Origin of the sequence: Sporosarcina sp. FA9, from assembly GCF_051550205.1 — a bacterium.
Lineage (GTDB): Bacteria > Bacillota > Bacilli > Bacillales_A > Planococcaceae > Sporosarcina.
Window position 1 is genome coordinate 2,961,944 of sequence record NZ_CP188819.1, and the last position, 21,903, is coordinate 2,983,846.

Genomic DNA, 21,903 nt, shown 5'->3' on the forward strand with positions numbered 1-21,903 from the left:
CATAAGCGGTCAGGCTTTACTGATTATCTCTTACTTGCTTATTAAACTCATATCGCTGAGTCCATACTTCAATAAAGTCGGGTGCGAATGGACCTCGCCTTTGTTTAATCCAACTTAGAAGTCGGTCAATATTATTGTGTAGAATTTTGTCAATCACATCAGGATAGTTCATCCTTTTCTTATGTAATGCATATTCATCTTCATCTAGAATCATATAGCTCATATCAGGGAACACTTTTACATCAAGATCATAATCGATGTATTTAAGCGATTTATTATCATAAACAAATGGAGAACTTAAATTTACATAGTAATAAACCCCGTCTTCTCTTAACATACAAATGATATTGAACCAATGTTCTGCATGAAAATAACAAATAGACGGTTCACGTGTCAACCAAGCACGTCCATCCGCTTCTGTAACGAGAGTCCGTTCATTGGCTCCTATTACAATATTTTTCGTTCCTTTAAGTACCATTGTCTCTTGCCAAACACGATGAATATTACCATCATGCTTATAGCTATGTACTTGAATTATTTCTCCTTCTTTTGGAATTGTCATTTGAACCCGCCTTTGTGTTCCCGAAAAATTTCGATGTAATTACGATTACATCATTATACCAACATATATCCCAAAGTAGAAACCTTTGCACTTTTCCTTCTATGGATTTCAGCGTAATTGCTTACGCTGAAATCAAAGAAAAACCGATAGGAGCCTAGTGCTCCTATCGGCCGGTGATGTAAATCCACATAACTACTTAGACCCGTTATTTATATTACGTGCTGCAGTATAACTTTTTTTGTTTGACTCTGATTGTTGGTTTTGCATTTTCACTTGATTTACATCAGTTTCAGAGCCATATTCTTCTGACATAGTACTTGAGTATTGATTTTGTTGGGCATTACCTGTTCCCATTTTACTTTTGTTCTGCATTGATTGTTGGTTTTGCTTTTTTACCTGGTTTACATCAGTTTCGGATGCAAATTCTTCTTGCATGTTTTGATTCGGGTTTTTAGTCATGGATTTTTCACCTCCGTCCTTAATAACTTGTGCAAAAAAAATGTTTTTATCCATTGGAAGTTTTTGTATTGCACCTTTTTCTCTCTATTTACATTAAAATTGAACGGCCACCATCCACAATTAACGTTTGTCCACGGATCATATTCGAATCATCAGAAATTAAAAACATGGCTGCTTTTACCATATCTTTAATTTCCACCATCCGTCCGGCTGGTGTATTTATACGCGCATCTTCAAGTAGTTCCTCCCTATTAGGGAAATGTTTCAAGGCGTCAGTGTCCAGTGCACCGCCCGAAACTGTGTTTACAGAAATTCCTTGAGGAGCGAGTTCTACTGCTAAATAGCGTGTTAAAGATTCAATAGCCGCTTTCGAAACACCAACTGTAGTGTAGTTTTCAAGATAGCGAATTGAACCAAGTGAACTTACACCCACAATTTTTCCGCCTTTATCCATTAACTTCGCGGCTTCTTGAGCACCAAATAGCATTGCTTTTGCGTTAATATTCATTGTCCAGTCCCAATGCGATTCTTCTAAGTCCATAATTGGGCGTAAAACGCCTGAAGCCGCATTCGATACAAAGACATCTAATCGACCAAATTCAATTTTAATTTCTTCAAACATCAGACGAAGTTTTTTAACATCTCCAACGTTTGCACGAATCATTAAAGCTTTACGCCCTAATGCTTCAATTTCTTTAACTGTTTCTTCCGCGGCGGACTTACTGCGAGCATAATTTACAACAATATCATATCCGTTTTCTGCCAGCTCAATCGCTAGTGCTTTTCCTAATCCTCTGGAACTTCCAGTAACAAGTGCAACTTTGTTAGACATTTTTAATTTCCTCCCAAATTTTAATAACTGGTACTGCTTTTGGTAAAGCTTCTACTTCTTCAGCGCTGAAATATTTAAATTCTTCAGGAACCATTTCCATTCCCGTCAAATGTGCTTGATAGCTTTTTACTTCCCATGTAATATGCGAAAATAGATGTTTAAATGATACTAATTCATATTGTTCTAGCGGTGTGATATTATATTGTTCAATCAATGCTTCTAGTGGCGTTACATCATCTCTTAATTCCACCATTGGAAACTCCCATAAATTTGCAAGTAATCCTTTATTAGGCCTTTGCTTCATTAGCCATTCACCTTGCTCATTTCTAATGGCAAAAGACGCAACAGGAATTATTCTCCTTTTAATTTTCTTAGATTTAACAGGAAGTTCTTCTTGCTTTCCCTCGAAAAATGCGGAACAATATTCACGTACAGGACAAAGTAAGCACTTTGGTTTCGGTGTACATATCGTAGCACCGAGTTCCATTAGTCCTTGGTTGAAAGATGAAGGATCATTCCTGTCAATCAATTCCATAACTACGTCTTCAAAAATCTTTTTTGTCTTAGGTATAGATATATCATCTTCTATTAAAAGGATTCTAGAGATCACTCGCATTACGTTTCCGTCGACCGCATGTTCCGGAATGCCGTACGCAATGCTTAATACAGCACCTGCTGTATACGGTCCTACTCCTTTTAGCGTAGAAATTGTTTTTCGATTGTTCGGAACTTCACTACCATAGCTTTCCACGACTTCTTGAACACCTATTTGCAAATTTCTCACACGTGAATAATAGCCAAGACCTTCCCACATTTTCAACAATTCATTTTCTTCCGCCAATGCGAGTGTTTCCATTGTTGGATACTTGTCTATAAATCGTTCATAATAGGGAATAACAGTATCTACTCTTGTCTGTTGTAACATCACTTCTGAAACCCATATGTAATAAGGGTTTGACGTATGTCGCCATGGTAAATCCCTCTTCTCTTCTTTATACCAAGAAAGAAGAGATTTACGAAATTCGACTTTATTATCTAAGAGTTGCATGTTTTCCCCCCAATCGCATATGCTTATCATTGTCGTATAAAGGGTATATATTTGTTAGAAAGGCTTTTTCGCAATACCTAGCCAATGCAAAAATCTTTGGCAAAAGGAGTTGATTGTTTTGGATACAGGTACACATATTGTTATGGGTGTAGCACTTGCAGGTTTATCGATGGCAGATCCTGTCGTTATTTCAAATCCTGCAACCATGACTGCAGTTATCACTGGAGTTGTTGTTGGTTCATTAATTCCAGATATTGATACTGTATTAAAGCTTAGAAATAATGCGATTTATATACGCCATCACCGTGGTATTACTCATTCCATTCCAGCGGTACTGATATGGCCAATACTTATATCAATTCTATTGTCATTCATGATTCCTGGTGCCCACTTATTTCATGTATGGGCTTGGACATTCCTTGCAGTATTTCTACATGTATTTGTTGATATCTTCAATGCTTATGGCACTCAAGCGTTACGTCCGTTTTCACATCGATGGATAGCAATAGGTGTAATCAATACATTTGATCCGGTTATTTTTGGTTTGCATATATTGGCAATAGTAATTTGGATGTTTGGCGCAAATCCAGTCCCTACAATGATCACTACTTATATCATCATATTCTTTTATTATTTACTCCGTTTCGCCATCAAATCAGCTGTTAAAAGAGCTGTTTACAACACGATTCCAAATGCGGAGGCTGTTTTTATTGCACCGACAATGCGTTTTTTCCAGTGGAGAGTCGCTGCATCTACAGGTGACTACCATTACGTTGGACGTGCATACGGACGGTCCGTAAATATTTATGATCGTTTCGAACGTAAACCAATGCCGACAACACCTGAAATAGAGGCTGCAATGGAAGATAAGAATATTGAAGCATTTACTTCGTTTTCTCCAATTTACCGATGGAATGTTTCGTATATTGGCGACATATGTGAAGTACGTCTTATCGATTTAAGATATCGAAGCAAAGGGTATTACCCATTTGTCGCAGTCGCGCATATCGACTCTGAATTAAATATTTTGAATTCGTACACGGGCTGGATTTTTTCAGAGGACAAACTCAATAAAAAACTAAACTTCGTTCCAAATTCATAAAAAGGAAGGCTACAGACAAATTTTACTTGTCCGTAGCCTTTTACGGTTATTTACCTGATTTAACGGATTTCAGCATGGATATGGGTAATGCTTCGTCAGCACGGTCTCCACCGAGTCTGTATCCCCATGCAAAATGCCCTTTCAAATAATCTACTTGAAAAAACATTCCTTCATCACCGTCAATGCGATATATTTCACCCGGTACAATTGTTGAAGGGTCTACTAAAAAGGATTGGGCCATCACCGCTTTCCTCTGATAAACAGCATATTCGTTTAAAATACCTAACTGCTCTGCCTTCATAGCTTTTTCGCGAAGTCTACCAATTTCAGTACGCAATTCATGTTCATTCATTTCGCTGTATCTTTTTTCAGTCGTCATTCTCTTCATTCTCCTTTTTCTCTATAAAGCGATCTATCAGGTCAAATGAAATCCCTTTTTGGTACATAGCCTGTTTCACCCGATTGCTTCGTTCCCTACCACTAAATCTCGAACGGTATCTGCGCCAGGCTTTCTCGCCTACGGTAACCGTTATTTCATCCCATTCTTCATCTTCACGTTCAAAGCTTATCCCAGAAAGGGCTTGTTTAATAATATCGAATGAATAGCCTTTTCGTTGCAAGGCATTCTGAATTCTTTGTTGCAGCTGTCTTGGTGGTATAGAGCGATTAGAAGCTGCCGCTTTTTCAGCTAATTTTGTCGCAATCTCAACCTGATCTGCTTCTGAATATGATTCAAGCACCTGGGATTGCAACTCCTTCCCAATACCTTTTCTTGCAAGTTCCTGTTGAATAGCTATTGGCCCTTTACTCGAAGTTCTTTTTTGAGTTTGTAGGAGTGCTTCAGAAAACTTTTCGTCATTTAGAAAACCAGCTTTTCGCAACTTAACAATTGCTTCTAGTATAACTGCTTCTCCATAACCCGTATCTAGAAGCTTTTTCTTCACTTCAGACTCACTGCGCATTCTAAATCCTAGGTAATGAAGTGCACGATTAAACGCTTTGCTTATTTCTTCTTCAAACACCATTTCATCTATTGACCAATCTTCTAAGGTCATACCTTTAGTTAAACCAAACTTTACAAGAACAGTTTCATGAACGCTATATGCATATTTCTCATCAAGGAATATGTTGTACCGCTCGCTGTCTTTCTTTTGTTGTGTTATTTTGGTAATGACGGACATAGTTTAACCTCCCTCACTTTCTATTAGTATACATGTTCTAATCGCACGGTTCAGCTTTACGCGTTCCAACAACAGATATTACTTTAATGGAGGTGTGAAAGATGAAAATTGTCATTGCAGGTGGCTCGGGATTTGTCGGCCAAGTTTTAGTAGAAATTCTTCGAAATAATGGACATGAAATCATCATTTTATCGCGTAGTGCAAAAAGCGCTGAAAAGAATACTACTTATGTAAAATGGCTTGGTGACGAGGACGTTCCCGAGAATGAAATAAAATATGCAGATGCATTTATTAATCTAGCTGGAGTTTCCATAAATGAAGGACGTTGGACAGCAGAGCACCAAAAACAAATTTACGACAGCAGAATGATTGCTACGGATGAATTGTTAAGGATTATTTCCGCATTACAAAAAAAGCCTTCTGTATTAGTAAATGCTAGTGCAATAGGCATTTATCCCGCATCTACTACAGCAATATATACCGAAGGATCTAAGGAAATGGCAGCCGATTTCCTAGCCAATACAGTGCATGATTGGGAAGTGAAAGCAGCTTCTGTCAATGAAAATCAAATACGTGCAGTGTTTATGAGGTTTGGTGTCGTACTAGGGATGGACGGCGGTGCACTTCCGCTAATGGCTTTACCCTATAAGCTATTTGTCGGAGGTACAGTTGGCTCTGGAGATCAATGGATATCTTGGGTACATGTGAAAGATGTCGCACGTGCACTTGTATTCGCAATTGAAAACACAAAACTAGAAGGCCCGGTTAATGTAACTTCACCTTTTCCGCATCAAATGAAAAACTTCGGGAAAACGATTGGGACTGTTTTAAATCGTCCACATTGGTTCCCAGCACCATCTTTTATGATGAAAATAGCTTTAGGCCAAAAAAGTGCACTCGTCTTAGAAGGCCAGCATGTATTACCTATTGTTTTACAAGATAATGGTTTTGAATTCATGTTCCCTACTCTCAAATCTGCACTCGAGGACTTATTGTCATAAAAACGAATATTTTTCACTTTTGAGCGCATCCTACTGAAAAAGAAGGGATGCGTTTTTTTATGGCAAAGCATCATTGGGGAGGTATTTTATTAGCTTCCGTCATTGTTTTAGCCGGAATGGTATTAAATCCATTTTCTGCTGCAGCCGAAGAATACCATTGGGGTTTCAAAAAAGCGACTGGAGGAGTACAGCCAAATGCGGGCGAACCATTTGAATCTTTAACCCAGCAATACGGTGCATTGTATAAAGGGAAATCCGATAAAAAGATTGTATATCTAACTTTTGATAATGGATACGAAAATGGATATACCGAATCTATACTTGATACCCTAAAAAAAGAAAACACTCCTGCAACATTCTTTCTTACAGGTCATTATCTATCAAGTGCTACCCCACTCGTTAAACGGATGATTTCTGAAGGACACGGTATTGGGAACCATTCATACGGTCACCCTAATATGGCCAATTTAACGGAAAAAGGGATGGAAGATGAATGGGGGAAATTCGACAAAGCTTTGAAAGAGTTAACAGGCATAGAACGAACATTTTACGTGAGGCCACCGAAAGGAATATTTAATCAAAAGCTATTAGCAAAAGGGAATGATCTCGGCTATAGACATATTTTCTGGTCCGTCGCATTTATCGATTGGCATGCGGACAAACCCCGTGGTCGTGATTATGCGTATGGTGAATTGATGAAACAACTTCACCCAGGTGCTTTAATTTTAATGCACACAGTTTCACCAGATAATGCCGAAGCACTTCCATCTTTCATTGCAGATGCCAAAAAGGAAGGATATTCTTTCCAAACACTTGATGATCTTGTAATGGAGTATGAAAACATCAATCCTGTTTTAAGATAGCGTTAAATGAAAAATACAAAGCATAAATACTCCTCTAAACGATTACTTTCTGTATAATCCAATCTAAAGGAGGAGATACTTAATGAATTTTACTATGACAGAGAACGGATTTACTACTGAAACGGAGTTTGGTGTTTTAGAAATTTCAGGAGATGATAATTACGGGTTTAGACCATACCAACTTCTAGTATCCTCTCTTGCTGTATGCAGCGGTGGCGTACTTAGAAACGTCTTAGAAAAAATGCGAATGCCTGCAGAAAACATTTCAATTGAAGTTAAAGACGTGGTACGCAATGCCCAAGAAGCAAATAGGCTTGAAAAAGTTCATCTTCATTTCATCATTACCAATTCTGAACTTGATGAAAAAAGAATGCCTAGAGTTATGGAACTAACAAGAAAGAGTTGTTCCATGGTTCAATCTGTAGTTGATTCAATTGAAGTTGTGGAGACATACGAACTAATTAAATAATACACAAAAAACAAAAGGCTTAGTCCATATCTGATTTTCAGATTACGGCTAAGCCTTTTACGTATGAATTATTTCCTCACTATCCATTTCCATAAGTCGTAGTTGTCTTCTGGTATTCCTCCATCGGACTTTTACGAATCCCCTCCTCATACATAATGATTCGATCCGCCAATACACTACGCCCTCCCTTGCTAATTGATTAATTGAATCATAACACACTTTTTATGTATTGTAAATGTTCTGATTCATTAATTAATAATTAGGAATAAAGTTCTAGAAAATTACTGCTTAGATTTTCAATTTGCATATGATATGATATAATGAGATAATCAATACCATATAATAATTATTATAATGTATAATTCATTAATTTTCGATTGAAAAGCTCTTATTTTGTCGGTCTCCCCCTTCAGGGAACCGACTTTACTATTTTATAGAGTCTTTTGATATTGACTATCATTCTCAATTAGGAGGGAAAAGTATTGATTGCAAATGTTGAAAAACGGCAAAGGATTGTAATTGATTGGAAAGAACATATCGAACTCATCGCAGCACTTCTTTCAGGTGTACTTATTATCTTAGCTTGGATTATCGGAAAAAATGGTGAAGCAAACACTTCTACAACTCTTTATATCATCGCTTTTTTAATAGGAGGCTTCGCCAAAGCAAAAGAAGGCATTGAAGAAACAATAAAAAATCGGGAATTGAACGTGGAAATGCTTATGGTTTTCGCAGCCATAGGTTCCGGAATTATCGGATACTGGGCGGAAGGTGCAATTTTAATTTTTATTTTCGCTATTAGTGGAGCCCTTGAAACATTTACTTTGAATAAAAGTCATAAAGAAATATCTTCACTCATGGAACTTCAGCCTGAGGAAGCATGGCTTATTCAAAAAGATGGTACGGACATTAAGGTTTCCACCGCTTCTCTACTAGTCGGATCTATTCTTTTAGTTAAACCCGGTGAAAGAATTCCTGTAGATGGTCAAATAACGAGAGGCTCAACCTCTGTTGACATGTCCGCTATTAATGGTGAATCTCTACCTGTAACGAAGAGTACGGGTGAAGAGTTATTTGCAGGAACGGTGAATTTAAGCGGTGCGATTGAGATGAAGATGACAAAACCAAGTTCAGAGACACTTTTCCAAAAAATAATTACACTTGTTCAAAGCGCACAAAGTGAAAAGTCACCTTCACAGCAATTCATTGAAAAATTTGAAGGAACTTATGTAAAGGTTGTACTTATATCTGTAGTCGTAATGATGTTTCTTCCCCACTTTTTATTTGATTGGGATTGGACAACGACCTTTTATCGTGCAATTGTTTTACTAGTAGTTGCTTCACCATGTGCCCTTGTGGCATCAATTATGCCTGCTACCCTAGCCTCCGTTTCAAATGGAGCTAAACGTGGTGTTCTTTTTAAAGGCGGTATACATCTTGAACATTTTGGATCGCTTCGAACAATTGCTTTTGATAAGACTGGAACACTTACAACAGGTAAACCCATAGTTACAGACTTTCATACTCGTGAGGATATGGAATCTGAAATTGCTCTTGATATCCTTTCAAGTATCGAATCTCAGTCTAATCATCCACTCGCAATTGCGATTACCAACTATGCTAAAGAAAATGGAGTTGTTCCTAAAGAGAGAATTGAAATTGAAGACGTCCCTGGTCATGGAATACGTGCTTCAATCAATGATGAGGAATACTTAGTTGGAAATCCGCGCTTTGTTGGAAGAGAGATTGCTGAAGATTTTAAAGAGGGTATCGCACTAAAACTTGCTGAAGAAGGTAAAACTGTGATCTTTCTAAGCGATAGTAAAGGAATCGTCGCAATAGCGGCATTAAGAGACACACTTCGTGAAGAGGCTGTTGTTGCTATACAACGTTTAAAGGACCTCGGGATCTATACAGTTATGCTTACAGGTGACAACGAAAAAACGGCTGCAGTAATTGCAAAAGAGGCAGGACTCGATTCGTATGTTGCAGAATGTTTACCCGAAACAAAGGTTGAACAACTAAAAGTATTGCTTAAAAAGTATAAATCAGTTGGTATGGTTGGCGACGGAATAAACGATGCGCCCGCACTTGCAACTGCTACAAGCGGTATTGCAATGGGAGATGGTACAGACGTAGCCCTTGAAACAGCAGACATCGTCCTAATGCAAAACGATCTTACACGCATCTCTTATGCGATTAAACTATCAAGAAAAATGCAAAGGATTGTAAAACAAAATGTGTTTTTCTCAATATCCGTTATTACAATACTTATCATTTCAAATTTCATGCAAATAGTCGATCTACCACTTGGTGTAATTGGTCACGAAGGAAGTACGATACTCGTTATTTTAAACGGACTACGAATGCTTAATCGAATCGAATAAAATGAATGTTAAAAAGCAAAGCCGTATGTTTATCTAACGGCTTTGCTTTTTATTTTCGCTTTGATTAAGTTTTTTCTTTCAGCCATAACAGCGTTTATTTGTCCGCCAAGCATTAAAATAATTGCAGAGAAATACAGCCACATCATCAATACAATAATTCCACCGATACTTCCATACGTATTTGAATAATTTGCGTAACTACCAACGTAAAACGAGAATCCTAGAGAGGTAATTATCCAACCAATCGTTGCAAATGCTGCGCCTGGGAGAACGCTGAGTATATGCAATTTCAAATTCGGAACAACCCAGTAAATAACAGTAAACACTAGAAATATTAAAACCAAAGGAAAAACCCATCGAAAACTATTCCAAATTTGAACAAAGCTATGTTCGAAACCTAAATAGGAGAAAACAATCATACCAATCTGTTGGCCAAAAATAGGTAGCACAAGCGCAATAACTAGTACAACAATAAGCATGACTGTAAATACAACAGACATTCCACGTGAAATTAGATAAGGTCGTGTCTCTTCTTTGAAATAGGAGCGGTTTAACGCTTTAGTTAAAGCGTTCATTCCTTTTGAAGCAGACCATACTGTTGCAATCGCCCCAATAGGTAATAACCCGCTATTCCTATTATTAAACACTTCACCTAATGTATCTTCAATTAACAATGCCACACTCGCAGGTGCAAAATCTCTTATAAAAATTAATATTTGTGCCTGATCAAGATTTAAATAAGGTAGCAATGTAAATATGAAAATAAGTAAGGGAAACATTGATAACAGGAAAAAGAAAGCAAGTTGTGAACCGAGTCCTGTGACATCTACATTTCTGATTCTTGTAAGAAGTTCCTTAATAAAACCATTTGTAGTAGTTACATCAAAACTTTCCAAATCGCCATCCTTTACATCATTAAAAAATTTCATAACTTGTGAATTACTCATAAAACCTGATGATTTATGATCTTTACTTTTGTTTCCATCAACACGATTAATTTTTTCAGGAGTTTTATGAACGTCTTTTTTCAAACTTTCAACACTCCTTTCATCACATTTTACTTTTTTGTATTCAACCCACTTGTATTGGTGCTTTCGCTAACAATTGTTTTATATTCCTCCTTCGATTCAGTAAATGCTTCTTTCGTTTCAGAAACAAGGTCCTTCACTTGTGGGGTCAGTAATTTTAATTCGTCAACCTTTTCCTTAACATATGTTGCATCTTCGGTAAACTGACCTACCACCGATTGAATCTTATCCTTTTTTTCATCAAACTTAATTTTTAATAAATCCGTATTTTTCGAATAAAACTCTACCTCGGATTTCATATGCTTTAACCGCTTACCAAGTATTACTCGCGTGTTTCGATCCATCATACTGGCTATTGCACCAGTGAGGGCACCAATCATAATAAAAAAACCAAGTTTACTTTTCCCCATTTTAAAACCTCCAGTTTCTAATTCAATACATTAGACATTATTACCCTCAATCATACAATTAAAAACAATAAATAACGAATTATAAAAATAATGCTTGACGAATTGACTAATCTTTCGGAAGATTAGGTTAGGTTCGGTTATATAGCCGGAAAGGAGTGACCAGTAATTCCGTTACTAGAGAAATAGTTATTGTTTTTTTGACAAGGGGAGTGAAGTGGAATGGATTGGTTGGAAGGTATTTTAGATAAGCTGGGTGGTATTATTTGGGGTCCGCCGTTACTAATTCTTTTAGTGGGTACAGGTATTTATTTAACTTTTAGACTTGGATTAATTCAATTACGTTTATTGCCTTATGCTTTAAAACTTGTATTCACTAAAAACCAAGATAAAAAATCAGAAGGAGATATTAGTCATTTCCAAGCCCTAATGACCGCAATGGCCGCCACTGTCGGGGTTGGTAACATCGTCGGAGTTGCCACTGCAGTCGTCTTAGGTGGGCCGGGAGCGATTTTCTGGATGTGGATGGCTGGTTTCTTCGGAATGGCAACAAAGTACGGTGAGGCCGTCCTAGCCGTTAAGTACCGTGTAAAAGATGCCAATGGACAAATGGCTGGGGGGCCGATGTACTATCTTGAACATGGTTTAAAACAAAAATGGCTTGGGGTTTTATTTGCGATATTCGGAGCACTTGCTGCATTCGGTATAGGAAATGGTACACAAGCTAAAGCAGTAGCAGATGTAATGTCACAAACCTTCTCCGTTCCGCATTGGATTACAGGTGTTGCACTTGTCCTTCTTGCTGGAGCAGTACTTCTAGGAGGAATTAAATCCATTGGTAGAGTTACTTCATTTTTCGTTCCAATCATGGCTTTGTTCTATATAATTGCCGGGGCGATTGTTATGGTTATGAATATCAACCTTGTTCCCGAAGCGTTTGCAACGATTTTCAAGTTTGCATTTACTGGTGAAGCAGCTCTAGGTGGAGCCGTTGGTGCAGCTATTCGTTTTGGAGTAGCACGTGGTCTATTCTCCAACGAAGCTGGGCTTGGATCTGCTCCAATTGCAGCAGCAGCAGCAAAAACAGATTTGCCTGGTAGACAAGCACTTGTTTCAATGACACAAGTACTTTTTGACACACTTATTATCTGTTCAATTACAGGAGTTACAATCGTAATGTCCGGTCAATGGAAAGATACTGGAATCGAAGCAGGAGCGCTAACAGCTGCTGCATTTGGTACGTTCCTTGGCGGGGCCGGTCCAATTGTTGTCTCTATAGGACTATTATTCTTTGCCACTTCTACAATTTTCGGTTGGGGTTACTACGGAGAAAAGTGTTTCCAATACTTATTCCCGAATAACACTGCTGTTAAAGTCTACCGTGTAGTATTCGTTCTCTTTATCTTTGTTGGTGCTACAGCAAAACTAAACGTTGTATGGGCATTCGCAGACGTTCTAAACGGACTTATGGCAATTCCAAACTTAATAGGACTTCTTGGATTGTCTGGTGTAATCATTCTGGAAACAAAGCGTATTCAAAATAAAATTAAAGAAGAAAAAGAGGAAGCAAAAGCAAAGAAAGCATAAATGCATTTTCTATTTGACACTGTCGAGTATTAATGAAATGATTAGTAAGAAGCAAACGAAAGGCGGTTACTATTTATGGATTTAACAAACCCGACAACTGAGAACACAATGTACATGATTGAACAAATCAAAGAAAAGATTCGTATGGTCAATGTAGATGCGATGAAAGCAGAAAACTTCGACACGGATAAATATGAAGACCTTCATTATATTTATGAAATGGTCATGAAACGCAAGCATATAAGTTCTAATGAGTTGGAAGCAATAGCGGCAGAACTTGGATCATTACGCAAGTAATAATGAATTAGGTAGTTTAATATTCTTCATTCTTATAGAGGGAAGTATATTTTACTCTATGAACATCATAAAAAGACTCGCCGTATATTTCTACGGCGAGTCTTTTTATTCAAATGCACTTCCATCTTGTAGGACTAATGGTTGTATTAACACTTCAACTCGCCGATTTTTACTACGGCCTTCTGCTGTATCATTCGATGCAATCGGCTGATATTCACCATATCCTTTTGCACTAAATAATAAAGGGTCAATCCCTTCATTTTCTACGATTTTCTTTAGAAAGTTAACAGCCCTCATAACACTTAGTTCCCAGTTAGATGCGAATTCCGCACTGCCTATAGGAACGTTATCGGTATGACCTGTTACAATAATTTGCCGCGGTTTATCAAATACTAACAGCGCTGTAATTTCATTTGCAAGTACTGAGTATTTTTCTTCAATAGTGGCTTTTCCAGGGTTAAAGAGCACACTATCCCTAATTGTTACAAGAAGACCTTCATCTTTCAATTGCGTTTCAAACATGTTTTCAAGTTCATTAACGGCGATATACTCGTCCAATCGATCTTGAATCTCTTCTAGGGAGCGTCGATCTTCAATATATGAAGGACTTTCATCATCCTCGCCTATCGAATCTTTCGGTACCGGGACTGGCGTTGGTGCTGAACTATCCATTATTCCTTGTCCACCATCAAACAATTCACTGAAAACTGTAGAAAGTTGTTGAAGTTTAATTTCATCAATTGTACTCGAGGCAAACAATACAATGAATACCGCCAGAAGTAGAGTCATTAAATCTGCATATGGTAATAGCCATGATTCGTCAATATGTCCCGAATCCCTAGGTTTCTTACGTCTCTTCGCCAAACTGGCCAGCCTCCTTCTCTACTGGTCTTTCGGCTGTCAGCTTGCGACGTTCTTCTATAGATAAGTAAGATGCAAGCTTTTGTTCAATAACACGTGGTGCTTCTCCTTCAAGGACGGATAAAATACCTTCTACCATCATCATTTTTTGCTTAACTTCAATGCTCGATTTTCGTTTTAACTTATTAGCGAAAGGATGCCATAAAACATACCCAGTAAAAATCCCCAATAAAGTCGCAACGAATGCAGCTGCTATGGCTGTACCTAGTGCCTCAATGTCATTCATGTCTTTTAAAGCAGCAATTAGTCCAACAACTGCCCCTAGAACACCTAGCGTCGGTGCATATGTACCTGCTTGTGTAAAAATGAGTGCTCCTGCAGAATGTCGACCTTCCATTGCGTCAACCTCTTCATTTAAAACGTCACGAATATAATCCGCATTTTGACCGTCAATCGCGAGTCCAAGACCATTCTTTAAAAATGGATCTTCGATAGCATCTGTCTTTGCCTCCAAAGATAATAGACCTTCACGACGCGCAACATCCGCCCATTCAGAAAACATACGAATCACATCTGAATCTGATGCCAGCTTTTGCTCTTTAAAAATAACGCCAAAGAGCTTTGGAATACTCTTTAACTCACTCATCGGAAAGGCAATGATAACAGTTGCGGCTGTACCAAAAATAATGATTAGAATGGCAGCTATGTTAAACAACGTTCCTAATGTAACACCTTTTAACACCATTCCGACTAAAATAGCACCAAACCCTAATATAAGACCAAGAACTGTTGACAAATCCATATGTAGAACCTCCAAATATTCCATTCTCTTTCTTATTTCGGCTTATTTCTATAATTCTTTAGACCATTTGATGGAATATATGAAGAGTAGTTTGGGCTCTGTCACAAATGCTTAATATTGTTAACTATTGCAGTTCCCACCCTAACCTTGTTAGTATATAGTTAATAAGGAAAGGAGTTTTTTTATATGTCCGCTTTTAATCAATATTTATCTAAGTATGCAGAACTAGCAGTGAAAGTCGGAGTCAACATTCAACCAAATCAATATCTGTATGTAAGCGCTTCAATTGAATCTGCCGAATTCGTTCGACTTGTGACAGAAAAAGCCTACGATGCTGGTGCAAGACAAGTTTTTGTTGACTGGAGTGACGAAACCGTTTCTCGCCTGCGTTTTGAAAAGGCTCCAAGTGATTCATTCATTGAATTTCCTGAGTGGAAAGTAATGGAGCGAGAACAATTAGCAGAAAAAGGTGCTGCTTTCATGACGATTGTCTCTCAAAGTCCTGACTTGTTAAAAGGTATTGACCCAACACGTGTTGGAGATTCTCAGCAAGCATCTGGAAAAGCTCTAAACACGTTCAGGCAATACATACAGTCCGATAAAATCAGTTGGACTGTAATTGCCACTCCTTCCAAAGCATGGGCTAAGATGGTGTTCCCTGACCTCTCTGAAGACAAGCAAGTTGATGCACTTTGGGATGCCATTTTAAAAGCAGTCCGTGCAGACAACGAGAATCCTGTTCAATCATGGTTGGAACACGATAAAAAACTTCATTCTAAAGTTGATTATTTAAATAACAAAAGCTATAGAAAACTGCATTATCTTGCACCAGGTACAGATTTAACAGTTGAATTGCCTGCTGGGCATTTATGGTGTGGAGCGGGCAGTCTTAATGAAAAAGGACATGCTTTTATGGCCAATATGCCAACTGAAGAAGTATTCACTGTTCCTTTAAAAACAGGAGTTAACGGCTATGTTTCAAGCACTAAACCTCTTAGCTATGGTGGCAACATCATAGATAATTTTAAAATTACATTTAAAAATGGCCAAGTAACTGCAGTTTCAGCAGAACAAGGACAAGAAGTACTACAACGACTCATCGATACAGATGAAGGTGCTAAACATTTAGGAGAAGTTGCACTAGTTCCACATGATTCTCCAATATCTCAATCACAGATACTATTTTACAACACATTGTTTGATGAAAATGCATCGAATCATTTTGCACTCGGTAGTGCCTACTCCTTTTGTATTGAAGGTGGTAAAACAATGTCACCCGAAGATCTTGAAAAGCATGGTCTAAACCAAAGCATCACCCATGTGGACTTCATGATTGGTTCTGAATATATGGATATTGATGGAATTCACGATGACGGGCAGAGTGAACCTATTTTCAGAAAAGGCAACTGGGCATTCTAAAATACGTCACAATTACTAAAGGAATATCAAGTTTTAGTTAATAAATTCAAGAAACTGTTGTATAATGAATACATAAACATGTAGAGAGGAGTCATTGTTATGGGCTTGATGTATACCACTGTTATCGGATTCGTAGTTATAGTTGGACTGTCAGCTGCATTTATTATGCACTACATTACACTAGATATGCCATCTTCTGACTCAGTTAGAATTGATCCAAAACCTGAAGTAAAACTATAAGAGTTGCCAATTTGGCGACTCTTTTCTTTACCCCTTTTTAAAAAATGTAATTGATTACAATTCGGATGGGGGCTTTTTATGACGATTTTATCAGATATACTTGAATTCAATGATGAATTTGTTAAGGATAAAAGGTACGAAAAATATGCAACGACTAAATTTCCCGATAAGCGCATCGTAATTCTTACTTGTATGGATACAAGGCTAACAGAATTACTTCCTAGGTCTATGAACTTGAGAAACGGCGATGCAAAAATCATAAAAAGTGCTGGTGCAGTTGTAACCCATCCATTTGGTGGAATTATGCGTAGTATTCTTATCTCTGTTTATGAGTTACAAGCAGACGAAGTCTTTATTATTGGACACCAAGACTGTGGAATGAGCTCTATCGATACAGCGACAATTATTAAAGATATGGTACACCGCGGAATTGATGAAAGCCTTTTTAAGACACTAAAGAACTCCGGAATCGACATGGAGGACTGGCTTCGTGGGTTTAACGATGTTACGGACAGCGTAAAGCAAAGTGTTGACACCGTTCGCAATCACCCACTTATGGATCCAAAAGTTCCAGTTCATGGACTTGTAGCGAACCCTGAAACAGGCCACCTGGATGTTATTGTTGATGGATACAATTTAGTTCAATACTAAACTCTCGACAAATTCCCCGGGAAATAGACAAGAGCATAATGTAAAAAGCCGATTCTCTAATTAGAGGAATCGGCTTTTTATTTTTGCTGTCAATTTCCGCAAAGCGGCCTTACCCTTTCAATAATCATTTTCAATATGAGCATACAAGTAGTGATCTTCCCAAACTCCATTAATATAAAGGAGTTTTCGAAGTAATCCTTCTTGTAAGAAACCAGACCTTTCTAAAACCTTTATGGATCCTTTATTTCTTGGGGATACATAAGCTTCCACTCTATGCAAGGCTACTTTTTCAAAAGAAAAAGTAGTAACGAGACGAACCGCTTCTGAGCCAATTCCTTTACCCACCATGTTTTCGTCAATTGAATAGCCAATGAACCCACTAGAAAAAGGAAGTCTTTTGATGCTGTAGAGTGAAATATGCCCTACGAGACGATTTGTATCTGATTCAAAAATCCCGAAATTATATTCTCTACGGTCTCTCATCTGAAATAATGATTCTCGTATCTTATCCCTTTGAACTGAAACTGTGAAAAAGCTTGCATCTTGTCTTGGTTCAAAAACAGACCAGTAATTTTTATTAGCTGTTAAAAGTTCTGTGAACGCGAAAACATCATCTTCGGTTAATATACGTAAATAACACTTTTCACCTTCAAGCACTATCAATTTCCTATCACCCTTCTTTTGACGTTAGTTCCATGAATTCATCAACGTCCTTCACACAAAGTGCTACTCCTTTTGCCCAAAAATCTTGTTTCGTAATATCTTCTCCGAGATGTTTCATCGCAAGATCTTCAACACTCATAGATGCTGTGTCACGAAGTAATGCCATATACTTTTGTTCAAAGTCTGTACCTTCCTCTAGTGCTTTTGCATAAATACTTAGTGAAAATAAGTATCCGAATGTATATGGAAAGTTGTAAAAAGGTACTCTAGTAATATAAAAATGAAGTTTTGATGCCCAAAAATGTGGATGTGTAGTATCAAGCGCTCCACCATATGCTTCTTGCTGCGCTTCTACCATTAGTTCATTAAGTCGCGATGCTGGGACTATTCCTTTTTTACGTTCTTCATAGAATCTTGTTTCAAAAAGGAATCTTGAATGAATATTCATAAAAAATGCTACACTGCGTTGGATTTTATCTTCTAGCAAAGCAATTTTCTCTTCTTTTGTCTCCGCAGCTTTTACTGCTGCATCGGCAACAATCATTTCTGCAAAGGTAGAAGCCGTTTCGGCAACCCCCATAGCGTATTGACGATTCATCCAATGAACAGGCCTCATTGCGTATGAGTGGAAAGCGTGACCTAGCTCATGTGCAAGTGTTGCAACATTCGACATAGACCCACTATAAGTCATAAATATTCGCGATTGTTCAGACATTGGCATTCCGGTACAAAAGCCACCTGGCCGTTTGTTGGGGCGATCCTCTGCTTCAATCCAGCCATCTTCAAAAGCTTTACGGGAAAATGCTTCAAGCTCTGGACCAAACTTTCCAAAATGCTCCAAAATGAATTCTGCACCCTCTTGATAATTTATTTCTTTTGTCGAAGAAGTAACTGGTGCATCAATGTCATACCAATTCAGTTTATCTGTTCCAAGCATTTTTGCCTTAATGTTCAAATAATTAACGAAAGGTTCTTTACTTGCACCAATTGCACCCCACATTGCGTCAAGCGTCTCTTCACTCATTCGGTTACGAAGTAATGGTTCCTTTAAAACAGATTCCCAACCACGTTTTTCATATACCGCAAGTCTAAAGCCAGCAAGATGATTGAGTGCAGAGGCAAAAAAGTCTTCTTTTTCTTCCCAAGCTTTTTCGAGGGCTTCAAACGATTTTTTTCGTACCTCTCCATTGCTATGTGAGCTTAGATTATTTGCCTGACCGACTGATAGCGTTTTCAATTCACCATCCACTTCAAGCTCAATTTTGATGTTACCAACTAGTAAATCATAAAGTTGGCCCCAACCATGGTATCCATCGACACTAAGAGATGTGATTAAACTTTCTTCTTTTCCGGATAACTTTAGACCAACCTCATCCCGCCACTCATTCAGTACGAAAGTAAATTCTTTCAACTTTTCAGACTCCATTAATGAATTCCAAACGTCTTCATCTACTTTTGCCAATACTTGTTGAAATTGAAGTAATGCCGTTGAAAAACTTGCGCTAAATATACCTACTTCACCTTGAAGAAGTAAAGCTTTTTTTTCTGTCGTGTCTGCAGCAAGAAAACAACCTATTACTGCACTTGCTTGTGACATATTCAGCGCAACATCTTTAGTCTTTTCGATGATGTCAAACACTTTCGAATCATCATTCGCAGATGTTGGTGTTTCGAATTGCGCTGTTGTATTTTCCAATGATGCAATTTTTGCTTTCAAGTTATTTAAATGGAGTCTTAATTCTTCTGAATTACTACCGCCTTCAAAAAACACATCTAGATCCCATACTTCTGAATAGTTCACTTTCGTCAATGATGTTTCCCCCTTATACGTTCTAAATTTTCTAAATACACCTCTATATTGTATCATTAAACTTCGATTTGCGAACTATTTCATTCTGTGACACAAACTCCATACTTTATTTCGCAGAACACCCTTTTCCTATGTATACTGGTCTAAGTAGGAGGATATTAAATATGCTAAGAATCTTTTTTATGACCCTTTCGTTCATTGCCGTTGTTTTTGTCAATGGAGCAGCAAATATAGTGCCATTCAATGGGAGTACTTCCCTTGAGATTTCGAATCGAATTCCAATTCTTTTTACACCTGCTAGCTATGTACAGTTAATCTGGCTCGTCATTTATTCACTTATAGCTGTATGGATTTTTGGTTTTTGGAAGGAACGTAATAATTTAGTACACCCATTATCTACTCGAAGATCTATTTTCTTCATTTCGGGCTCAGTTTTTAATATTGTTCAAATTCTGCTTTGGCATTACGAATTTTTCACTTTGTCTTTAATAACGCTTGGAGCACTTCTATTGACACTAAATTTACTTTATCTTACTTATCCCAGAACTAGTAATCGCTTATTTGAACGAATACCGATTGCAGTTTACCTTGCATGGATTGTTGTTACTTTTATTACAAATATACTTTATGTACTAACACTTCATGAATGGTCTGGTTGGGGGTTAAGCGCGCCGCTTTGGACAGTTATTTACTTAACAATTGCTACGGCAATTGCACTGCATTTCATCTACCACTACCACGATGTTTCATTTACACTGGTCTTCATTTGGGTTTTCACAGGCATCGCCGTGAAAAATGGATTTGAAGAGCTCTTTGTATCTGCCGCGGCTTTATTTCTAATAATGGTATTAATCGTGACCATTTTGTTTTTACCTAGAAAGAATAAATCAAAAACATATAAAATACATCACACGTCATCTATTTGATATGTGGTGTTTTTTTATTTCTTGTATAATCTACCTCTTCTTTATACATGATACGAATGAGGGGGCTGATTTCTATTGCCGAATAAAAAAACATTGTCCGCATTATGCTATTTCAGTATTCTCTTCTCCCCATTGCTTCTACCAATTATCATATATTTAGTAACAAATGATACGGAAGTAAGAACGCATGCTAAGAGATCTCTGATTTCGCATATTATCCCTATTGCTCTACTTATAGTCGGATTTATCCTATTCTCATTATCAATCTTTTCTTTGGAAAATAGAATGTTTGATATGATGCAAGGCAGTTCTAATTTTTGGAGTATAAGCCCAATACTATTTATGTTCATTTATGGATTGATTACCGCAATTATTTTCATTTGGAATATCATACAGGGTGTTAGGTTAATAAAATAACGGTTATATCGTAAAAATCAATAATAAGTTCTACAACATTTTCAAGAGTTGTAGGCTTTTTTATACTTAGCAATATGATATAGTGTGGTATATAAATAAAGGAACGGAAGAAAGGATTTGTGTTAAATGATTGCTAAAACAGAACAGGAAATAACAGCTCTAAAAAAAATCGGTAAAATCGTTGCCGAAATTAGAGATATAATGAAAGAAGCTACAAAGCCCGGTATGACTACAAAAGAAATTGACGAACTTGGTGGAAGATTGTTTGAAGAAAGAGGCGCAATTTCTGCTCCAATTTCAGCTTACGACTTTCCAGGATATACATGCATAAGCGTCGGAAATGAAGTCGCACATGGTATGCCCGGCCCAAGAGTCATTAAAGACGGTGACCTAGTGAACATTGACGTATCTGGTTCTATTGATGGCTATTTTGCGGATACAGGGATTTCTTTTGTCGCTGGTACACCCGATGCCAAAAAACAGCAATTATGCGACGTTGCCAAAAGCGCTTTTGATCGTGCAATGCTTAAAGTAAAAGCAGGATCTAGCTTAAGTGGTATTGGTAAAGCAGTTGAAAAAGAAGCTAAAAGTCATGGTCTAGCAGTTATTAGAAATCTTACTGGCCATGGGATTGGAAAATCTCTACATGAAGAACCACAGCATATTTTAAATTATTATGATCCTTGGGATAAAACTCTTTTAGTAGAAGGAATGGTCCTTGCTGTTGAGCCGTTCATTTCGGAAAAAGCGGAGAATATTATTGAATCCGGTGATGGATGGACATTCATTACAGAAGATAATTCACTCGTTGCCCAAATTGAACATACAATTATTGTAACTAAAGGCAAGCCCATTATACTTACACAATTATAAAAGGACGATTCCATTATC

General features: G+C 37.6%; 25 protein-coding genes. 13 read left to right on the forward strand and 12 right to left on the reverse strand.

All coding sequences use genetic code 11. The features are described 5' to 3' along the window. Nucleotides 1–16: 16 nt before the first annotated feature. From ntdP to mutY, 4 genes are all read right to left on the reverse strand, one after another. Nucleotides 17–562, reverse strand: coding sequence for a nucleoside tri-diphosphate phosphatase (gene ntdP, locus ACP8HH_RS15125; RefSeq protein WP_438312677.1), 546 nt, complete (start codon nt 560–562; stop codon nt 17–19). A 192-nt stretch (nt 563–754) separates the two neighbouring features. Then, complete coding sequence (locus ACP8HH_RS15130; RefSeq protein ID WP_438312678.1) at nt 755–1,075, reverse strand: gamma-type small acid-soluble spore protein; 321 nt, start codon at nt 1,073–1,075, stop codon at nt 755–757. Between the two features lie 34 nt (nt 1,076–1,109). Further along, entirely contained in the window at nt 1,110–1,853 is a 744-nt protein-coding gene (fabL, locus tag ACP8HH_RS15135) for an enoyl-[acyl-carrier-protein] reductase FabL (RefSeq protein ID WP_438312680.1), read from the reverse strand. Continuing rightward, a complete protein-coding gene (gene mutY / locus ACP8HH_RS15140) occupies nt 1,846–2,901 on the reverse strand; it encodes an A/G-specific adenine glycosylase (RefSeq protein ID WP_438312682.1) in 1,056 nt (351 codons plus the stop codon). The genes fabL and mutY overlap by 8 nt, the downstream gene beginning before the upstream one ends. Before the next feature lie 118 nt (nt 2,902–3,019). Between mutY and ACP8HH_RS15145 the strand changes: the two genes are divergently transcribed. Continuing rightward, nucleotides 3,020–4,003, forward strand: coding sequence for a metal-dependent hydrolase (locus ACP8HH_RS15145; RefSeq protein WP_438312684.1), 984 nt, complete (start codon nt 3,020–3,022; stop codon nt 4,001–4,003). 46 nt (nt 4,004–4,049) lie between these two features. Here the strand turns inward: ACP8HH_RS15145 and ACP8HH_RS15150 are convergent, their stop codons facing one another. Both ACP8HH_RS15150 and recX read right to left on the reverse strand, forming a co-directional pair. Next, nucleotides 4,050–4,382, reverse strand: coding sequence for a YfhH family protein (locus ACP8HH_RS15150; RefSeq protein ID WP_438312686.1), 333 nt, complete (start codon nt 4,380–4,382; stop codon nt 4,050–4,052). Next, nucleotides 4,372–5,184 carry a recombination regulator RecX gene (gene recX / locus ACP8HH_RS15155; RefSeq protein WP_438312687.1) on the reverse strand — a complete coding sequence of 271 codons (813 nt, stop codon included), beginning with the start codon at nt 5,182–5,184 and terminating at the stop codon, nt 4,372–4,374. The genes ACP8HH_RS15150 and recX overlap by 11 nt, the downstream gene beginning before the upstream one ends. Before the next feature lie 101 nt (nt 5,185–5,285). On the opposite strand from recX, the gene ACP8HH_RS15160 reads away from it, so the two are divergent. The 4 genes from ACP8HH_RS15160 to ACP8HH_RS15175 all read left to right on the forward strand — a co-directional run bounded on the left by ACP8HH_RS15160 (nt 5,286) and on the right by ACP8HH_RS15175 (nt 9,904). Next, entirely contained in the window at nt 5,286–6,185 is a 900-nt protein-coding gene (locus tag ACP8HH_RS15160) for a TIGR01777 family oxidoreductase (protein ID WP_438312689.1), read from the forward strand. Between the two features lie 59 nt (nt 6,186–6,244). After that, on the forward strand, nt 6,245–7,048 hold the full coding sequence (locus ACP8HH_RS15165; protein ID WP_438312691.1) for a polysaccharide deacetylase family protein: 804 nt from the start codon (nt 6,245–6,247) through the stop codon (nt 7,046–7,048). An 82-nt stretch (nt 7,049–7,130) separates the two neighbouring features. After that, the gene (locus tag ACP8HH_RS15170; RefSeq protein WP_438312692.1) at nt 7,131–7,517 is read left to right on the forward strand and encodes an OsmC family protein; all 387 of its coding nucleotides are present in this window, start codon (nt 7,131–7,133) and stop codon (nt 7,515–7,517) included. A gap of 482 nt (nt 7,518–7,999) precedes the next feature. Then, nucleotides 8,000–9,904 carry a heavy metal translocating P-type ATPase gene (locus ACP8HH_RS15175; protein ID WP_438312693.1) on the forward strand — a complete coding sequence of 635 codons (1,905 nt, stop codon included), beginning with the start codon at nt 8,000–8,002 and terminating at the stop codon, nt 9,902–9,904. A gap of 29 nt (nt 9,905–9,933) precedes the next feature. Here the strand turns inward: ACP8HH_RS15175 and ACP8HH_RS15180 are convergent, their stop codons facing one another. Beyond that, on the reverse strand, nt 9,934–10,935 hold the full coding sequence (locus ACP8HH_RS15180) for a YihY/virulence factor BrkB family protein (protein ID WP_438312695.1): 1,002 nt from the start codon (nt 10,933–10,935) through the stop codon (nt 9,934–9,936). Between the two features lie 26 nt (nt 10,936–10,961). Then, nucleotides 10,962–11,342: a YtxH domain-containing protein gene (locus ACP8HH_RS15185; protein WP_438312697.1), complete on the reverse strand. Its 381-nt coding sequence runs from the start codon at nt 11,340–11,342 to the stop codon at nt 10,962–10,964. Between the two features lie 219 nt (nt 11,343–11,561). Here ACP8HH_RS15185 and ACP8HH_RS15190 point away from each other — a divergent pair, with 219 nt between their 5' ends. Together ACP8HH_RS15190 and ACP8HH_RS15195 are read left to right on the forward strand one after the other, a co-directional pair. After that, nucleotides 11,562–12,926 carry an alanine/glycine:cation symporter family protein gene (locus ACP8HH_RS15190; RefSeq protein ID WP_438312699.1) on the forward strand — a complete coding sequence of 455 codons (1,365 nt, stop codon included), beginning with the start codon at nt 11,562–11,564 and terminating at the stop codon, nt 12,924–12,926. 75 nt (nt 12,927–13,001) lie between these two features. Next, nucleotides 13,002–13,223 carry a DUF1128 domain-containing protein gene (locus ACP8HH_RS15195; protein ID WP_438312701.1) on the forward strand — a complete coding sequence of 74 codons (222 nt, stop codon included), beginning with the start codon at nt 13,002–13,004 and terminating at the stop codon, nt 13,221–13,223. Nucleotides 13,224–13,328: 105 nt separating this feature from the next. Here ACP8HH_RS15195 and motB read toward each other — a convergent pair whose 3' ends face one another. Both motB and motA read right to left on the reverse strand, forming a co-directional pair. Beyond that, nucleotides 13,329–14,087: a flagellar motor protein MotB gene (motB, locus tag ACP8HH_RS15200; RefSeq protein WP_438312703.1), complete on the reverse strand. Its 759-nt coding sequence runs from the start codon at nt 14,085–14,087 to the stop codon at nt 13,329–13,331. Continuing rightward, nucleotides 14,071–14,886, reverse strand: a complete 816-nt coding sequence (gene motA / locus ACP8HH_RS15205; RefSeq protein WP_438312705.1) for a flagellar motor stator protein MotA — start codon at nt 14,884–14,886, stop codon at nt 14,071–14,073. The genes motB and motA overlap by 17 nt, the downstream gene beginning before the upstream one ends. 186 nt (nt 14,887–15,072) lie before the next feature. Here motA and ACP8HH_RS15210 point away from each other — a divergent pair, with 186 nt between their 5' ends. The 3 genes from ACP8HH_RS15210 to ACP8HH_RS15220 all read left to right on the forward strand — a co-directional run bounded on the left by ACP8HH_RS15210 (nt 15,073) and on the right by ACP8HH_RS15220 (nt 17,196). Further along, nucleotides 15,073–16,305, forward strand: coding sequence for an aminopeptidase (locus tag ACP8HH_RS15210; RefSeq protein ID WP_438312707.1), 1,233 nt, complete (start codon nt 15,073–15,075; stop codon nt 16,303–16,305). Between the two features lie 99 nt (nt 16,306–16,404). Then, nucleotides 16,405–16,545 (forward strand): hypothetical protein, encoded by a 141-nt coding sequence (locus tag ACP8HH_RS15215; protein WP_438312709.1) that lies wholly within the window; start codon nt 16,405–16,407, stop codon nt 16,543–16,545. A 78-nt stretch (nt 16,546–16,623) separates the two neighbouring features. Continuing rightward, nucleotides 16,624–17,196 (forward strand): beta-class carbonic anhydrase, encoded by a 573-nt coding sequence (locus tag ACP8HH_RS15220; RefSeq protein ID WP_438312711.1) that lies wholly within the window; start codon nt 16,624–16,626, stop codon nt 17,194–17,196. 117 nt (nt 17,197–17,313) lie between these two features. On the opposite strand, the gene ACP8HH_RS15225 is transcribed toward ACP8HH_RS15220, so the two are convergent. Further along, a complete protein-coding gene (locus ACP8HH_RS15225) occupies nt 17,314–17,859 on the reverse strand; it encodes a GNAT family N-acetyltransferase (protein WP_438312713.1) in 546 nt (181 codons plus the stop codon). Nucleotides 17,860–17,866: 7 nt separating this feature from the next. Further along, the gene (locus tag ACP8HH_RS15230; RefSeq protein ID WP_438312715.1) at nt 17,867–19,669 is read right to left on the reverse strand and encodes a M3 family oligoendopeptidase; all 1,803 of its coding nucleotides are present in this window, start codon (nt 19,667–19,669) and stop codon (nt 17,867–17,869) included. Between the two features lie 164 nt (nt 19,670–19,833). Here ACP8HH_RS15230 and ACP8HH_RS15235 point away from each other — a divergent pair, with 164 nt between their 5' ends. From ACP8HH_RS15235 to map, 3 genes are all read left to right on the forward strand, one after another. After that, nucleotides 19,834–20,595, forward strand: coding sequence for a tryptophan-rich sensory protein (locus tag ACP8HH_RS15235; RefSeq protein ID WP_438312718.1), 762 nt, complete (start codon nt 19,834–19,836; stop codon nt 20,593–20,595). Nucleotides 20,596–20,688: 93 nt separating this feature from the next. Next, nucleotides 20,689–21,012, forward strand: coding sequence for a DUF4870 domain-containing protein (locus ACP8HH_RS15240; RefSeq protein ID WP_438319210.1), 324 nt, complete (start codon nt 20,689–20,691; stop codon nt 21,010–21,012). Between the two features lie 126 nt (nt 21,013–21,138). Then, the gene (gene map / locus ACP8HH_RS15245) at nt 21,139–21,885 is read left to right on the forward strand and encodes a type I methionyl aminopeptidase (protein ID WP_438312721.1); all 747 of its coding nucleotides are present in this window, start codon (nt 21,139–21,141) and stop codon (nt 21,883–21,885) included. The last annotated feature ends 18 nt before the right edge of the window (nt 21,886–21,903 follow it).

Bases quoted from the DNA above. Each gene is read 5' to 3' on its own strand.
- ACP8HH_RS15165 (WP_438312691.1), top strand. From the start codon at position 6,245: ATGGCAAAGCATCATTGGGGAGGTATTTTATTAGCTTCCGTCATTGTT.
- fabL (WP_438312680.1), bottom strand. From the start codon at position 1,853: ATGTCTAACAAAGTTGCACTTGTTACTGGAAGTTCCAGAGGATTAGGA.
- ACP8HH_RS15210 (WP_438312707.1), top strand. From the start codon at position 15,073: ATGTCCGCTTTTAATCAATATTTATCTAAGTATGCAGAACTAGCAGTG.
- map (WP_438312721.1), top strand. From the start codon at position 21,139: ATGATTGCTAAAACAGAACAGGAAATAACAGCTCTAAAAAAAATCGGT.
- ACP8HH_RS15150 (WP_438312686.1), bottom strand. From the start codon at position 4,382: ATGACGACTGAAAAAAGATACAGCGAAATGAATGAACATGAATTGCGT.
- ACP8HH_RS15220 (WP_438312711.1), top strand. From the start codon at position 16,624: ATGACGATTTTATCAGATATACTTGAATTCAATGATGAATTTGTTAAG.
- ACP8HH_RS15160 (WP_438312689.1), top strand. From the start codon at position 5,286: ATGAAAATTGTCATTGCAGGTGGCTCGGGATTTGTCGGCCAAGTTTTA.
- ACP8HH_RS15185 (WP_438312697.1), bottom strand. From the start codon at position 11,342: ATGGGGAAAAGTAAACTTGGTTTTTTTATTATGATTGGTGCCCTCACT.
- ntdP (WP_438312677.1), bottom strand. From the start codon at position 562: ATGACAATTCCAAAAGAAGGAGAAATAATTCAAGTACATAGCTATAAG.
- ACP8HH_RS15215 (WP_438312709.1), top strand. From the start codon at position 16,405: ATGGGCTTGATGTATACCACTGTTATCGGATTCGTAGTTATAGTTGGA.
- recX (WP_438312687.1), bottom strand. From the start codon at position 5,184: ATGTCCGTCATTACCAAAATAACACAACAAAAGAAAGACAGCGAGCGG.
- ACP8HH_RS15170 (WP_438312692.1), top strand. From the start codon at position 7,131: ATGAATTTTACTATGACAGAGAACGGATTTACTACTGAAACGGAGTTT.
- ACP8HH_RS15190 (WP_438312699.1), top strand. From the start codon at position 11,562: ATGGATTGGTTGGAAGGTATTTTAGATAAGCTGGGTGGTATTATTTGG.
- ACP8HH_RS15195 (WP_438312701.1), top strand. From the start codon at position 13,002: ATGGATTTAACAAACCCGACAACTGAGAACACAATGTACATGATTGAA.
- ACP8HH_RS15235 (WP_438312718.1), top strand. From the start codon at position 19,834: ATGCTAAGAATCTTTTTTATGACCCTTTCGTTCATTGCCGTTGTTTTT.
- motA (WP_438312705.1), bottom strand. From the start codon at position 14,886: ATGGATTTGTCAACAGTTCTTGGTCTTATATTAGGGTTTGGTGCTATT.
- ACP8HH_RS15130 (WP_438312678.1), bottom strand. From the start codon at position 1,075: ATGGATAAAAACATTTTTTTTGCACAAGTTATTAAGGACGGAGGTGAA.
- mutY (WP_438312682.1), bottom strand. From the start codon at position 2,901: ATGCAACTCTTAGATAATAAAGTCGAATTTCGTAAATCTCTTCTTTCT.